Annotated in this window: 16 protein-coding genes; 12 read left to right on the top strand and 4 right to left on the bottom strand. The window is 63.0% G+C overall.

Features of this window, described 5'->3' with window-relative positions; genetic code table 11:
* Positions 1-11: 11 nt before the first annotated feature.
* Entirely contained in the window at positions 12-734 is a 723-nt protein-coding gene (locus X743_RS158510) for an SDR family oxidoreductase (protein ID WP_023765184.1), read from the bottom strand.
* A complete protein-coding gene (locus X743_RS158515; protein WP_023765183.1) occupies positions 731-1,570 on the bottom strand; it encodes an SDR family NAD(P)-dependent oxidoreductase in 840 nt (279 codons plus the stop codon). Before X743_RS158515 ends, X743_RS158510 begins: the two co-directional genes overlap by 4 nt.
* Positions 1,571-1,688: 118 nt before the next feature.
* Between X743_RS158515 and X743_RS158520 the strand changes: the two genes are divergently transcribed.
* Entirely contained in the window at positions 1,689-2,561 is an 873-nt protein-coding gene (locus X743_RS158520) for a helix-turn-helix transcriptional regulator (protein ID WP_023765182.1), read from the top strand.
* A gap of 21 nt (positions 2,562-2,582) precedes the next feature.
* On the opposite strand, the gene X743_RS158525 is transcribed toward X743_RS158520, so the two are convergent.
* A complete protein-coding gene (locus X743_RS158525; RefSeq protein WP_023765181.1) occupies positions 2,583-3,218 on the bottom strand; it encodes a TetR family transcriptional regulator C-terminal domain-containing protein in 636 nt (211 codons plus the stop codon).
* Between the two features lie 226 nt (positions 3,219-3,444).
* Between X743_RS158525 and X743_RS158530 the strand changes: the two genes are divergently transcribed.
* From X743_RS158530 to X743_RS158550, 6 genes are all read left to right on the top strand, one after another.
* On the top strand, positions 3,445-4,773 hold the full coding sequence (locus tag X743_RS158530) for an aspartate aminotransferase family protein (RefSeq protein WP_013894612.1): 1,329 nt from the start codon (positions 3,445-3,447) through the stop codon (positions 4,771-4,773).
* A 112-nt stretch (positions 4,774-4,885) separates the two neighbouring features.
* Positions 4,886-5,332, top strand: coding sequence for an endonuclease domain-containing protein (locus X743_RS21040; RefSeq protein WP_023765180.1), 447 nt, complete (start codon positions 4,886-4,888; stop codon positions 5,330-5,332).
* A 3-nt stretch (positions 5,333-5,335) separates the two neighbouring features.
* Positions 5,336-6,586, top strand: coding sequence for a Zn-dependent hydrolase (locus X743_RS158535; protein ID WP_023765179.1), 1,251 nt, complete (start codon positions 5,336-5,338; stop codon positions 6,584-6,586).
* Positions 6,587-6,651: 65 nt separating this feature from the next.
* Complete coding sequence (gene hydA / locus X743_RS158540; RefSeq protein WP_023765178.1) at positions 6,652-8,103, top strand: dihydropyrimidinase; 1,452 nt, start codon at positions 6,652-6,654, stop codon at positions 8,101-8,103.
* 2 nt (positions 8,104-8,105) lie between these two features.
* Positions 8,106-8,477 carry a hypothetical protein gene (locus X743_RS158545; protein WP_023765177.1) on the top strand — a complete coding sequence of 124 codons (372 nt, stop codon included), beginning with the start codon at positions 8,106-8,108 and terminating at the stop codon, positions 8,475-8,477.
* Between the two features lie 23 nt (positions 8,478-8,500).
* Entirely contained in the window at positions 8,501-8,878 is a 378-nt protein-coding gene (locus tag X743_RS158550; protein ID WP_023765176.1) for a hypothetical protein, read from the top strand.
* A 17-nt stretch (positions 8,879-8,895) separates the two neighbouring features.
* Here X743_RS158550 and X743_RS158555 read toward each other — a convergent pair whose 3' ends face one another.
* Positions 8,896-9,300 carry a cupin domain-containing protein gene (locus X743_RS158555; RefSeq protein WP_015317160.1) on the bottom strand — a complete coding sequence of 135 codons (405 nt, stop codon included), beginning with the start codon at positions 9,298-9,300 and terminating at the stop codon, positions 8,896-8,898.
* Positions 9,301-9,430: 130 nt separating this feature from the next.
* On the opposite strand from X743_RS158555, the gene X743_RS158560 reads away from it, so the two are divergent.
* From X743_RS158560 to X743_RS158580, 5 genes are all read left to right on the top strand, one after another.
* A complete protein-coding gene (locus X743_RS158560; protein WP_023765175.1) occupies positions 9,431-10,222 on the top strand; it encodes an ABC transporter ATP-binding protein in 792 nt (263 codons plus the stop codon).
* Positions 10,223-10,652: 430 nt separating this feature from the next.
* On the top strand, positions 10,653-11,531 hold the full coding sequence (locus X743_RS158565; RefSeq protein WP_023765174.1) for an ABC transporter permease: 879 nt from the start codon (positions 10,653-10,655) through the stop codon (positions 11,529-11,531).
* On the top strand, positions 11,528-12,682 hold the full coding sequence (locus X743_RS158570) for an ABC transporter permease (RefSeq protein WP_023765173.1): 1,155 nt from the start codon (positions 11,528-11,530) through the stop codon (positions 12,680-12,682). Before X743_RS158565 ends, X743_RS158570 begins: the two co-directional genes overlap by 4 nt.
* A gap of 40 nt (positions 12,683-12,722) precedes the next feature.
* Positions 12,723-13,694 carry an ABC transporter substrate-binding protein gene (locus X743_RS158575; protein WP_013894623.1) on the top strand — a complete coding sequence of 324 codons (972 nt, stop codon included), beginning with the start codon at positions 12,723-12,725 and terminating at the stop codon, positions 13,692-13,694.
* A gap of 170 nt (positions 13,695-13,864) precedes the next feature.
* Positions 13,865-14,305, top strand: a complete 441-nt coding sequence (locus X743_RS158580) for a CHRD domain-containing protein (RefSeq protein WP_023765172.1) — start codon at positions 13,865-13,867, stop codon at positions 14,303-14,305.
* Positions 14,306-14,316 lie beyond the last annotated feature (11 nt).

Raw genomic sequence — 14,316 nt, 5'->3', positions numbered from 1 at the left:
CGTTCCCTCCATTACGCCGCGAACCGCAGCCCGCCGTCGCAGGTCAGCACCTGGCCGGTCATGAAGCCGTTGGAGACGAGGAAGGCTATCGCCGAAGCGACGTCGTCGGCGCGGCCGATCCTGCCGACCGGCGTCTTGCCGGCATATTCAGCAAAGACCGCCTGGCGTTGCTCGTCCGGCAGAAAATCCCACCATGGCGTGTCGATGACGCCGGGAGCGACGACATTGACGCGCAGCGGCTTTAGCTCGACGGCCAGGATCGGTGTCACGGTCAGCAGCATGCCGTTGACGGCACCGATGCCGGCAACGCCGGGCATGGTGGTCTGGGCTGATACCGCCGATATGAAGGTCACCGATCCGGATTTGTTGAGTGTCGGCAATGCCGCCTGCAGGCAGGACAGTTGCGGCCGCACCTTCTCCTCGACGCCGCTGCCGATATCGGCGAGATCGAGGGTGTGGAACGGGCCTAGGCCCTTGCCACCGCTGGCCGCCAGAACAAGGTGGTCGAACGGACCGAGGCGATCGAAGAACTGGCGGACCTCGTCCGGCTTTGAAGCATCGAATGCTGCCTTGTTGGCGGCGCCGCCAAGGCTCTTCCAGGCGCCGTTGAGCTTATCCTGGTTGCGCCCGGTGATGGTCACCTTCATGCCCGGGCCTAGCAGTTTTCGCGCCGTCGCCAAGCCGATGCCGGACGAACCGCCGATGATGACTGTGTGTTCAGTTCCGTCGGTCATGAATGCTGTTCCTTCGATTTTGTGGAAGCCTGGCCGACAAGGTCGAGGCTGAGGCTTCGCAATTGTTGTCGTGCTCCGGCGTCGTAGGCCTGGGCGTCGGCGCGCGCTTCTCGCAGGCCATCGAAATAGAGGCCGCTGCGGCTTTCGAGTGCTGGCGACGTGGCGAGATTGACGATGGCGTCGGCACCGGTCTCGACCGAATTCCATGGCGTGACCCCGGCCTGCCGGACCATGGTCGTGTTCATGTAGCTCGCCGGATGCAGGGCGTTGACGGTGACCCCGGTGCCTTTCAACTGCTCGGCCAGATCGACGGTGAACAGGATCTGCGCCAGCTTGCTCTGGCAGTACGCGCGCACGCCGCTATAGCCATGGGTCAGCATGACGTCGCCGAAGTCGATCGCCTGTTGGCCGGCGGAGGCGACATTGACGATGCGCGCTGGAGCACTCGCCTTCAGTAGTGGCAGAAGCTCCGAGGTCAGCAGGAAGCCGGCGAGATAATTGACCGCGAAACGCAGTTCATGGCCGTCGGCGCTGATCTGCCGTTTGGCTCCGGCCGTCCCGACGCCGGCATTGTTGATGAGGATATCAAGCCGGCCTGTCTTTTCACGTACGGCCTCGGCGAGGTGGCGAACCTGCGCCAGGGAGGCGAGGTCGGCGGCGAAGAACTCGGCCTTGCCGCCGGCGGCTTCGATGTCGGCGACCGTTGCCTTGCCACGCGCAGCATCGCGGCCGTGTACCAGGATGCGGGCGCCGGCCCCGCCCAGCCTTTGCGCGACGACGTGGCCGACGCCGTCGGTCGAGCCGGTGATGAGGATAGTCTTGTCTTTCAGATCCATGTTTGGCAGGTCCATGTTTGGAGCCTCCTGTCTGCTGCTCCCGCCGCAAGATGGGACATCGGGTCGATCTCAAACAGTTCAAACTTTATCCTGGTATCGGTACTGCTATAATAGACGCATGGATGCTCCCTCACATTCCGCTGAAGACAGCCGCCGGCGCGAGCTTGGCGCCTTCCTGCGCTCGCGCCGAGAAAGGCTGACGCCGTCCGCAACGGGCATCGCCACGGGCCTCAGGCGTCGCACGCCGGGCCTGCGTCGCGAGGAGGTGGCGATGATCGCCGGCGTCGGCACGACCTGGTACACCTGGCTGGAACAGGGCAGGGACGTGCGCCCATCGGTGGAGGTGCTGACCGCGCTGAGCGAGGCGTTGCGCCTCGACGCCATCGAGAAGCGCCATCTGTTCATCCTTGCCGGCCGCCAACAGCCGGAGCGCCGCGTGGCCGCACCGGAAAAGGTCGATGGCGCCTTGCTGCACATGCTGCAGAGCCTTGTCCTGCAACCCGCCTATGTCGTCGGCCGGCGCTGGGACGTGCTTGCCTGGAACCCGGCGGCGGTCGCGGTGTTCGGCGATTATGGCCTGCTTGAGGGAGATGCCCGCAACATCGTCCATATGGTGTTCACAAGTCCGCACCACCGCCGCCTGCTGGTCGACTGGGAGGAACTTGCCCGCGTGGTGCTCGCATCGTTTCGCGCCGAAAGCGCCAAATATGTCGGCGACCCGGCCTTCGACCGGCTGATCGCGCTGATGATGCGATCGAGCCCGGAGTTCCGCGACTGGTGGCCCCGGCGGGACGTGGCCCGAAGGCTGGCTGGCCTGAAACACGTCCGGCACCCCACGGCCGGCGCGATGGCCTTCGAGCATATGAGCCTGTCGATCGACGATGGTTCCGACATGCGGCTGGTCGTCTACACGCCGCTCGCCGAGCAGAACTCGATCGCCAAGCTGCAAACATTGCTGGACGCGCTGCCGGCCAAGCGGCGCAGCGCCTGAGCGGTCGCGGCAAGGCCGAAGTCAGGCCTTCGGCTTCAGTCCTTCGAGGAACAACTGCTCCAGGAAACGGGCGGCATCCTCGAAGCGGCCGTCGCCGCCACGGTTCGGGCCGAGCACGGCGCGGACCTGGACGTCGAAATCGGCGTAATGCTGCGTGGTTGCCCAGATCGAGAAGATCAGGTGCCAGGGATCGGTCCTGGCGATCTTGCCGGCGCGCATCCAGCCCTTGATGACGGCGGCCTTCTCGTCGACCAGCGTCTTCAACTCGCCGGCCAGCAGCGGCATGATGCGCGGCGCGCCTTGCAGGATCTCGTTGGCGAATAGCCGGCTCTCGCGCGGAAAATCGCGCGCCATCTCCAGCTTGCGCCTGATGTAGCTCCTGAGTTCCGTCATCGGATCGCCGATGTCGTCGAGTTCCCTGAGCGGCGCCAGCCATGTGTCGAGCAGGCGCTGCATCAACGTCTCGTGAATGTCTTCCTTGCGGCGGAAATAATAGAGCAGGTTGGGCTTCGACATGCCCGCGGCTTCAGCGATCTGGTCGATGGTCGAGCCACGGAAACCGTTGGTGGAGAACACCTCGAGGGCTGCTTCCAGGATCAGTTCGCGCTTTTCCTGCTGTATGCGGGTGCGGCGAGGGGCTTCCGTGCCAGTGTTCACCGTTGCAACACCTCGTGTTCAGGATCATCTGGACCAATTCTCTGGACCAGTTTTTCCCCAGGCTGTGGAACGCACTTCAGGAGCCGCATTTCCGCTAGTAATCCCTTGACCGCCGACAGGGCGGTGCTAACGTTTGTCCAATCGGTCAAAATTTGCGTAGCACGAAAGCGCGGCAAAGACCAAGCGTTGGACGCACCGAAACAGGTTACAAGGGGAAGTCTTGGTCATGTCCAACCGGCTGAAAGTCACGCCGAACGATCTCAGCGCATTCTGGATGCCGTTCACGGCAAACCGGCAGTTCAAGCAGGCGCCACGCATGTTCGTGTCCGCCAAGGACATGCACTACACGACCAGCGATGGCCGCAAGGTGCTGGACGGCACCGCGGGCCTGTGGTGCGTCAATGCCGGCCATTGCCGGCCGAAGATCACCGAGGCGATCCAGCATCAGGCCGCCGAGCTCGACTACGCGCCGGCCTTCCAGATGGGCCACCCCATCGTGTTCGAACTGGCCAACCGGCTCGTCGACATCGCGCCCAAGGGCATGGACCATGTGTTCTTCACCAATTCCGGTTCGGAATCGGTCGAGACCGCGCTGAAGATGGCGATCGCCTATCACCGGGTGAAGGGCGAAGGCTCGCGCACCCGCCTGATCGGCCGCGAACGCGGCTATCACGGCGTCAATTTCGGCGGCATCTCGGTCGGCGGCATCGTCACCAACCGCAAGATGTTCGGCACGCTGCTCGGCGGCGTCGACCACATGCCGCACACCCATTTGCCGGAGAAGAACGCTTTCTCGAAGGGCGTGCCGGAATATGGCGCGGAGCTCGCCAACGAACTGGAGCGCATCGTTACGCTCCATGACGCCTCGACCATCGCCGCCGTCATCGTCGAGCCGGTCGCCGGTTCCACCGGCGTCATCCTGCCGCCCAAGGGTTATCTTGAGAAGCTTCGCGAAATCTGCACCAAGCACGGCATCCTGTTGATCTTCGACGAGGTGATCACCGGTTTCGGCCGTCTCGGGGCACCGTTCGCCGCCGATTATTTCGGCGTCACGCCCGACATCATGACCACCGCCAAGGGTGTCTCCAACGGCGTCATCCCGATGGGCGCGGTGTTCGTGAAGAAGGAAATCCACGACGCCTTCATGACCGGCCCCGAGCACATGATCGAGTTCTTCCACGGCTACACCTATTCGGGCAATCCGGTCGCCTGCGCGGCGGCACTCGGCACGCTCGACACCTACAAGGAAGAGGGGCTGCTGACCCGTGGCGAGGAACTGGCACCCTATTGGGAAGACGCGCTGCATTCGCTGAAGGGCGAGCCGCATGTCATCGACATCAGGAATATCGGCCTGATCGGCGCGATCGAACTGGCGCCCATCGCCGGCAGCCCGACCAAGCGGGCCTTCTCGGCCTTCGTCAAGGCGTTCGAACGCGGCGCGCTGATCCGCACCACCGGCGACATCATCGCGCTGTCGCCGCCGCTGATCATCACCAAGGGCCAGATCAACGAATTGATCGACCATGTGCGCGAAGTGCTGAGGTCGATAGATTGAAGATTTGGGCGCGGATATCCCTCCCCCTCGAGGGGAGGGTGGCCGCGAAGCGGTCGGGTGGGGTCCGTGCGACCGGGCGCCGACCTGATCTTTTGCCGCGAGGCTGCCTCTGATGCCCCGTACCCGCGTGAGCTTCGAAATGCGCCAGAAAGCGCGTGCGCTTCGAGTTCACGCGACCAAGGGCGAATCGCTGTTGTGGTACGAGCTGCGCGAGCTGAAAGCGGCTGGCATCAAGTTTCGCCGCCAGTGCCCGATCGGCCCCTATATCGTCGACTTTGCTTGCCTCGGGGTAAAGCTGATCGTGGAGGTCGACGGTGATATGCACGAGCATGAGAAGGGCAAACGCCACGATGCCGCTCGTGATGCGTATCTGCGTTCGCTCGGCTTTGATGTCTTTCGTGTTGACGAGCCCGATGTCATAAATAGCGCGTGGCATGTCGCGCAGGTGGTCAAGGGGAAGGTCGAGTCTATGTCAGGCGACCCGCCCGACCGCTTCGCGGCCACCCTCCCCTCGAGGGGGAGGGGGACGTTGGCGCCCCCGCAATCGATAGGGTTTTAGAGCATGGCCGCACCCGGCGAGAATCTGCGAATCAATTCAGATCGTTTGTGGGATTCGATCATGGAGATGGCGAAGATCGGTCCCGGCATTGCCGGTGGCAACAATCGCCAGACGGTGACCGATGAGGACGGCGAGGGCCGGCACCTGTTCAAGCGCTGGTGCGATGCGGCCGGGCTCGACATGGGCGTCGACGAGATGGGCACGATGTTTGCCCGTCGCGAGGGCACCGATCCCAGCCTGCCGCCGGTCTATGTCGGCAGCCATCTCGACACGCAGCCGACCGGTGGCAAGTATGATGGCGTGCTCGGCGTGCTCGGCGGGCTGGAAGTGGTGCGCTCGCTCAACGATCTCGGCATCAAAACCAAACATCCGATCGTCGTCACCAACTGGACCAACGAGGAAGGCGCTCGCTTCGCGCCGGCGATGATGGCATCCGGCGTGTTCGCCGGCGTGCTCGACCAGGCCGACGTCTACGAGCATACCGACAAGAACGGCAAGAAATTCGGCGAGGAGCTGGAGCGCATCGGCTGGAAGGGTTCGGAGAAGGTCGGCGACCGCAAGATTCACGCCTTTTTCGAATTGCATATCGAGCAAGGCCCGATCCTCGAGGACGAAGATATCGACATCGGCGTCGTCACCCACGGCCAGGGACTGAAATGGCTGCAGGTGACGCTGACCGGCAAGGAGGCGCATACCGGCTCGACGCCGATGCCCAAGCGCCGCAATGCCGGGCTCGGCATGGCCCGGGTGATCGAACTGGTGCACGAGATCGCCATGGACTACCAGCCCGACGCCGTCGGCGCGGTCGGCCATATGGAAGTCTATCCCAACTCGCGCAACATCATCGCCGGACGCACCGTCTTCACCATCGATATCCGCTCGCCGGAGAAGGAAGTGCTCGACGCCATGGATGGCCGCATCCGCGAAGGCATCGAGACGATCTGCGATGCGCTCGACATCCAGTACAAGATCGAACAGGTCGGCCATTTCGATCCGGTGACCTTCGATGCCGGCTGCGTCAAGGCGATCCGCGATGCCGCCGAACGGCTCGGCTATACGCACCGCAACATCGTCTCCGGCGCCGGCCACGACGCCTGCTGGATCAACCGCGTCGCTCCGACCGCCATGGTGATGTGCCCCTGCGTTGATGGGTTGAGCCACAACGAGGCCGAGGAGATCACCAAGGAATGGGCGAGCGCTGGCGCCGACGTGCTGTTCCATGCGGTGGTGGAGACGGCTGTCATCGTGGAGTGAATTCAAAGATTTACCTTCCAAACGCCGCTCGCAAAGAAGCGCGAAGAGAACAAGGGAACAAGAAAATGACCAAAGTCATCAAGAACGGCACCGTCGTCACCGCCGACCGCACCTGGAAGGCCGATGTGCTGTTCAGCCACGGCAGGATCGTCGCCATCGGCTCGGATCTGCATGGCGACCACGAGTATGACGCCACCGGCTGCTACATCATGCCGGGCGGCATCGATCCGCACACCCATCTCGAAATGCCGTTCATGGGTACCTATTCGGCCGACGATTTCGAATCCGGCACGCGGGCCGCCCTTGCCGGCGGGACGACGATGGTGGTCGATTTCTGCCTGCCGGCGCCGCAGCAATCGCTGCTCGAAGCCCTGCAGATGTGGGACAACAAGACCTCCAAGGCTGCCTGCGACTACTCCTTCCACATGGCGGTCACCTGGTGGAGCAAGCAGGTGTTCGACGAGATGGCAACCGTCGTCGACAAGGGCATCACCTCGTTCAAGCACTTCATGGCCTACAAGGGCGCGCTGATGGTGGATGACGACGAGATGTATGCGTCGTTCCAGCGCTGCGCCGACCTTGGCGCGCTGCCGCTGGTGCACGCCGAGAATGGCGACGTGGTCGCGGCCCTTTCGCAGAAGCTGCTGGCAGCCGGCAATAACGGTCCCGAGGGCCACGCCTATTCGCGTCCACCGGAAGTGGAAGGCGAGGCGACCAACCGTGCCATCATGATCGCTGATATGGCCGGTGTGCCGCTTTACGTCGTGCATGTCTCCTGCGAGCAGAGCCATGAGGCGATCCGCCGGGCGCGCCAGAAGGGCATGCGGGTGTTCGGTGAGCCGCTGATCCAGCATTTGACGCTGGACGAGAGCGAGTATTTCAACAAGGACTGGGACCATGCGGCGCGCCGCGTGATGAGCCCGCCCTTCCGTAACAAACTGCACCAGGATTCGCTGTGGGCCGGTCTGCAGGCAGGCTCACTGCAAGTGGTGGCGACCGACCATTGCGCTTTCACCACCAAGCAGAAACGCAACGGCGTCGGCGATTTCACGAAGATTCCGAACGGCACCGGCGGCCTCGAGGATCGCATGCCTGTGCTGTGGACCAAGGGCGTCAACACCGGGCGGCTGACAATGAACGAGTTCGTCGCGGTGACATCGACCAACATCGCCAAGATACTCAACATGTACCCGAAGAAGGGCGCCATCGTCGAAGGCGCGGATGCCGACATCATCGTCTGGGATCCGAAACGCAAAAAGACGATTTCGTCGAAGAAGCAGCAGTCGGTCATCGACTACAATGTGTTCGAAGGTGTCGAGGTGACCGGCCTGCCGCGCTTCGTGTTCTCGCGCGGCGAACTGTCGATCGAGGAAGCCGAGGTCAAGGCCAAGCCCGGCCACGGCCAATTCGTCGGACGAGAGCCCAACGCGGCGGTGAACCGGGCGCTGTCGACGTGGAAGGACATCACCGCGCCGCGTAAAGTGGAACGGTCAGGCATCCCGGCGACGGGGGTCTGAGCTTGGCGCGTTCGGCCGCGCTGCTCTCGGTGGTCTTGGCGGCTGTTGCCGGTGGTCCGGCAAATGCGGCCGGCGTGCTGCCTGGTTCCTGGGGCAACGATGTCGGTTGTGCCGGCGTAAAGGCCGGCTACCAGGACAGCGATACCTATATCCTGCTGACCGCGGAAGGCATCGAGACCTATGGCAGTGGTTGCCGGTTCGACCAGCAATTGACGTCGGCGCTGGGTACGCAATCGTTGCGTTCGACCTGTTCCGCCGAGGGCGAGGCGGGAACGACGGTCGAAACAATCCTGGTCACCAACAACGGAGAGGCTGGCTTCTTCGTCACCATTCCCGGCCTGGAAGAACTGGGGCCGCTGCAATCATGTTCTTGACGTTGGGCAATGGGGGAATGAGCATGCGTGGTTATGGTCTGTCTGTTGCAATGGTTGCCGTTCTGGCTGCTGGCCAGGCTTTCGCGGCAGGCATCGACCTGTCGAAACCCTATGGCGACAAATATGGCTGCATCAACCGCAATGGCCAGGAAGTCGCCGCCGATCAGATGCTGCTTTTGACCGCCAAGGAATTGATCACCGCCGCCAGCGCCTGCACGTTCACGAAGACGCAAACGCTGGCTGACGGATCGTTCGTGATGACCGCGACATGTGAGGCGGAAGGTGAAGAGGGACAGGAGCCGACCAAGTTCACCATCAAGCGCAGCGCCAAGAACGCCAAGAAATTGACGATCGCCGATGAGGACGGCAATGTGATGGGGGAAGTCGCGCGGTGCAAATGACGGCGATCCCGTCGACCTCAGGCGACCAGCGCATCCAGTTCCGGCAGCAGGACGACGCTTTCCTGTTCATTGGGATCGGTGCGGGCGATGACGGCCGAAGACGGGGCGTTGCTCAGATTGGCCGGAAGATGCGGCACGCCGGCCGGAATGTAGAAGAGATCGCCGGCCTTGACAACGATGTGATGTTCGAGCCTGTCGCCGTACCAGGTATGGACCTCGCCGGAGAGCACGTAGATCGCCGTTTCATGGTTCTCGTGCAGATGCGCCTTGGCGCGAGCGCCGGGCGGCATGGTGAGCACATGCATGCAGATGCCGGAGGAGCCTACCGACTCCGTTGCAATACCGGCGAAATAGGTCAAACCCTGCTTGCCTTCATAAGTGCTTTCAGGGCGGATAAGATGACAAGTGGGTTTGGGCGACATCGGGGAAACTCCGGGCGTCGATTGAGCGAAACAGGGCCAATGGGACAGGGCGAGTGGAAAACAACATCGCGATAAAAGCAATCGGAATCCGGCCGGCGCCCCTGTGGCGGGAACAGGCAGGCCGCGGCCGATGACAGGGATTTCGCCAGCCGTCGTCGCGGCAAGCAAACTTGGCCTCACTTTCCAGACCAATGACGGACCGGTCCAGGCGCTGTCCAACGTCGACCTGACCATCGGCAAGGGCGAGTTCGTCTCCTTCATCGGGCCGTCGGGTTGTGGCAAGACCACCTTGCTGCGCGTCATAGCGGACCTGGAGAAGCCGACCTCGGGAACGATCTCGGTCAACGGCATGACAGCAGAACAGGCGCGCGAGAAACGCGCCTATGGCTATGTTTTTCAAGCCGCCGCCCTGTTTCCCTGGCGCACCATCGAGCGCAACGTCGCGCTGCCGCTCGAGATCATGGGGCTGTCCAGGGCCGAGCAGGGCGAACGGATCAAGCGCACGCTCGACCTCGTCAACCTCGCGGGTTTCGAGAAGAAATATCCCTGGCAGCTGTCCGGCGGCATGCAGCAGCGCGCCTCGATCGCCCGCGCGCTGGCCTTCGACGCCGACCTGCTTTTGATGGACGAGCCGTTCGGCGCGCTGGACGAGATCGTGCGCGACCATCTCAACGAGCAATTGCTGGAGCTGTGGGGGCGCACCAACAAGACCATCTGCTTCGTCACCCACTCCATTCCCGAAGCCGTCTACCTGTCGACACGGATCGTCGTCATGTCGCCGCGCCCGGGCCGTGTCAGCGACATCATCGAATCGACACTGCCGAAGGAGCGGCCGCTCGACATCCGCGAGACGCCGGAATTCCTGGCAATTGCCGCGCGCGTCCGCGATGGGCTGAGGGCAGGGCACAGCTATGATGATTGAGCGGGCGGGAGATGAGTTCCCTCCTCTCTCCCACGGGGAGAGGGTGGCCGGAGCGAAGCGGAGGTCGGGTGAGGCCAACCACGCCTTCGTCATCCTAGGGCGGAGCCGACGCGAAGCGGCGTGCGCAGACCCTAGGATCCATGCCGTGACGCCGGCCGAAGGGTGCAAGCGGCTGAGAATACCCGCCACGCAGAGCGAGGCGCAGGGGGCTATATTCCGCGCCGCTGAGGGTCGGACAGGTAACGGCATGGATCCTAGGGTCTGCGCCGCGTCGCTTCGCTCCTTGCTTCGCCCTAGGATGNTTCGATCGATGTCACGGCATGGATCCTAGGGTCTGCGCCGCGTCGCTTCGCTCCTTGCTTCGCCCTAGGATGACGAAGAATGGGTGGCATCGCTCTCTCCCGTTGGCGGGAAGAAGGGAATGTCCCTGATGGACACCTTCCGCGACAAGCTCATCCCGGTCACCTCCATCCTCTTGGGCGTGGTCGTGCTCTGGTACGTCTTCGCCGTTATCCTCAACGCGCCGTTCCAGCGCGATCTCGATAGCCGTGCCAACGAAACCCCCGGCACCGTAGAATTCATCGGTAAGACGCTGGCGCAGCCGAAGCCGACGCTGCCGGCGCCGCATCAGGTGGCGGTGAATTTCTTCGAAAACACCTTCCTGCGGCCCATCAATTCGAACCGCAGCCTCGTCTATAATGCCTGGGTGACGCTGTCGTCGACGCTGCTCGGCTTCGCCTTCGGCACCGCGCTCGGCATCATCATCGCCGTCGGCATCGTGCATGTGGCGACGCTCGACCGCAGCCTGATGCCGTGGATCATCGCTTCGCAGACCATTCCGATCCTGGCGGTGGCGCCGATGATCATCGTCGTGCTGGGGGCGATCGGCATCAGCGGGCTGATTCCGAAGGCGATGATCTCGACCTATCTGTCCTTCTTTCCGGTGACGGTGGGCATGGTGAAGGGACTGCGCTCGCCCGAGATCATGCATCTCGACCTGATGCACACCTACAATGCCAGTGCCTCGCAGACCTTCTGGAAACTGCGCGTGCCGGCCTCGGTGCCGTTCCTGTTCACCTCGATGAAGGTGGCGGTGGCGGCAAGTCTGGTCGGCGCCATCGTCGGCGAACTGCCGACCGGTGCGGTCGCGGGCATCGGCGCCAAGCTGCTCGCCGGCGCCTATTACAGCCAGTCGATCGACATCTGGTCGGCGCTGGTTGCCGGTTCGATCGTGGCGGCACTTCTGGTCATGGTGGTCGGCATTGCCGGGCGCCTCGTCGACCGCGCCATGGGCGGGAGGCCGGCATGAACTGGCTGAAGCCATCCTGGCAAGCGGTGCTGGCGATCGTGCTGTGCGTGATCGCAGTGGCGCTCGGCGCGATGTCGAAGCCGGAAGCGGCAGCGCTTGCGGACCCGACCGCAAGCATCAACTATCCCTACCTCGGAACGAAGAGCTTGATGCTCGCCTTGGCCATAGTGGCGGCGCTGATCTCGATGATCAGGATTCCTTCGCTTGCGGAAGCCGTCGTCCTGTTTGCCGGTGCCCATCTCGTCGCCTGGTTGCTGATCTCAGGCATTGCAGGTTTTGAAGGCTCGGCACTGGCACCGTACTTTCTGCTGCTCACGGCGGCCTGGTTGCTTGGCTGGCGTTGCGTGGCGGGGTTGTCGGGGCTTCGCCCGATGGCAAATTGGGCCCGCACCGCGCTCCGCCTGATCATTCCGGCCATCTTCGGGGCATGGATCCTGATCATCTGGGAAGCGGTGACGCGTGGCGCCGGCATTCCCTTCATCCTGCTGCCGCCGCCGAGCGCCATCGGCGCGCGCATCGCCGGTTCGCTGCCGATACTCGGCGCCGACGTCCGGCAGACCATCTTCAAGGCGGTAATCTTCGGCTACGTCGTGGGCAGCGGCGCCGGCTTCATCACCGCGATCCTGGCCGACCGGGTGCCGTTCCTGCGGCGCGGGCTGCTGCCGATCGGCAACATGGTGTCGGCACTGCCGATCATCGGCGTAGCGCCCATCATGGTGATGTGGTTCGGCTTCGACTGGCAGTCCAAGGCGGCTGTCGTCATCATCATGACCTTCTTCCCGATGCTGGTGAACACGGTAGCCGGCCTCGCCGCTTCCGGCCATATGGAGCGCGACCTGATGCGCACCTATGCGTCGGGCTATTGGCCGACGCTCATCAAGTTAAGGCTGCCGGCCGCAGCACCTTTCATCTTCAACGCGCTGAAGATCAACTCGACGCTGGCGCTGATCGGCGCCATCGTCGCCGAGTTCTTCGGCACGCCTGTCGTCGGCATGGGCTTCCGCATCTCGACCGAGGTCGGGCGGATGAACATCGACATGGTCTGGGCCGAAATCGCAGTTGCAGCACTTGCGGGTTCGGTCTTTTATGGCGTGGTCGCTCTTGTCGAAAGAGCCGTCACGTTTTGGCATCCCTCTGTCCGTGGTGGATAGGGGCGGTGGGTTTAGGGCACTAACTTCAGAGGGTAAAAAAATGAAAAGACTGATTATTCCTGTTCTGGCCGGCGCGATGTCGCTCGCCGCGTTCCAGGCAATGGCCGCCGACAAGGTGACGTTGCAGCTGAAATGGGTCACGCAGGCCCAGTTTGCCGGCTACTATGTCGCCAAGGCCAAGGGTTTCTATGAGGCCGAGGGTCTCGACGTCGACATCAAGCCCGGCGGCCCCGATATCGCTCCCGAGCAGGTGATCGCCGGCGGCGGCGCCGACGTCATCGTCGACTGGATGGGCGGCGCGCTGGCCGCCCGCGAAAAGGGCGTGCCGCTGGTCAACATCGCCCAGCCGTTCAAGAAGGCCGGCATGGAGCTGGTCTGCCCGAAGGACGGTCCGATCAAGACCGAAGCCGACTTCAAGGGCCACACGCTCGGCGTCTGGTTCTTCGGCAACGAATACCCGTTCTACGCCTGGATGAACAAGCTCGGCCTCAAGACCGATGGCGGCCCCGACGGCGTCACCGTTCTCAAGCAGAGTTTCGACGTCCAGCCGCTGATCCAGAAGCAGGCGGACTGCATCTCGGTCATGACCTACAACGAGTACTGGCAGCTGATCGATGCCGGCTACAAGCCGGAACAGCTGACCGTCTTCAATTACTCGGCGATGGGCAACGACCTGCTCGAGGACGGGCTCTATGCCTCGGAAGACAAGCTCAAGGATCCTGCCTTCGAGGACAAGATGGTGCGTTTCGTACGCGCCTCGATGAAGGGTTGGAAATACGCCATCGACAACAATGACGAAGCCGCAGGCATCGTCATGGACGGTGGCGGCCAGGACGAGAACCACCAGAAGCGCATGATGAGCGAAGTCGCCAAGCTGATCGACAACGCCGACGGCAAGCTCGATCCGGCGACCTACGAGCGCACCGCCAAGGCGTTGCTCGATCAGAAGATCATCACCAAGGAGCCGACCGGCGCCTACACGACCGCGATCACCGACAAGGCGGTCAAGTAAGCGGCACGATCCGCTTCATGCGAATGCGAAAAGGGGCGGGCGACCGCCCCTTTTTGCGTGGCCAGTCACAAATGCGTGTGCAGGGAAACATTGCGGCGCCTGGCCGTTAGGTTGAGCGTGCGTGCGCCTAGGTCGGTGCGAGGCATGCCAAAGCCAATCGGAGGTTCTTCATGCGCACACTATCTTTTCTGCCAGTGCTTTCGGCGCTGGCCATTTCGACCGCATTCCTGATCTCATCACCGGCCATGGCCGAAACGGTGAAATACAAGGCGACGCTCGACGGCAGTCAGCAGAGCCCGCCCGTCACCACCAAGGGCAAGGGCACCGCCACCTTAACCTTCGACACCACCAAGAAAAAGCTTAGCTGGAACGTCAAATATTCCGGCCTCAGCGGACCGGCTTCGGCCGCGCACATTCATGGCCCGGCCGCGATGGGTGCGAATGCGGACCCCGTCATCCCATTCAAGAAGCTGAAGAGCCCGATCAAGGGGTCGGCGACGCTCACCGATGCGCAGGCAGCCGACCTGGAGGCCGGCAAATATTACGTCAATGTCCATACCAAGGCTAACCCGGACGGCGAGATCCGCGGGCAGATCGAAAAGGCGATGTAGCGTAGTCGGCG

Source organism: Mesorhizobium sp. LNHC232B00 (genome assembly GCF_000502435.1).
GTDB classification, from domain to species: domain Bacteria; phylum Pseudomonadota; class Alphaproteobacteria; order Rhizobiales; family Rhizobiaceae; genus Mesorhizobium; species Mesorhizobium opportunistum.
Note: the sequence above shows the minus strand (reverse complement) of the source record. Positions and strands in the feature narration are given on the sequence as shown.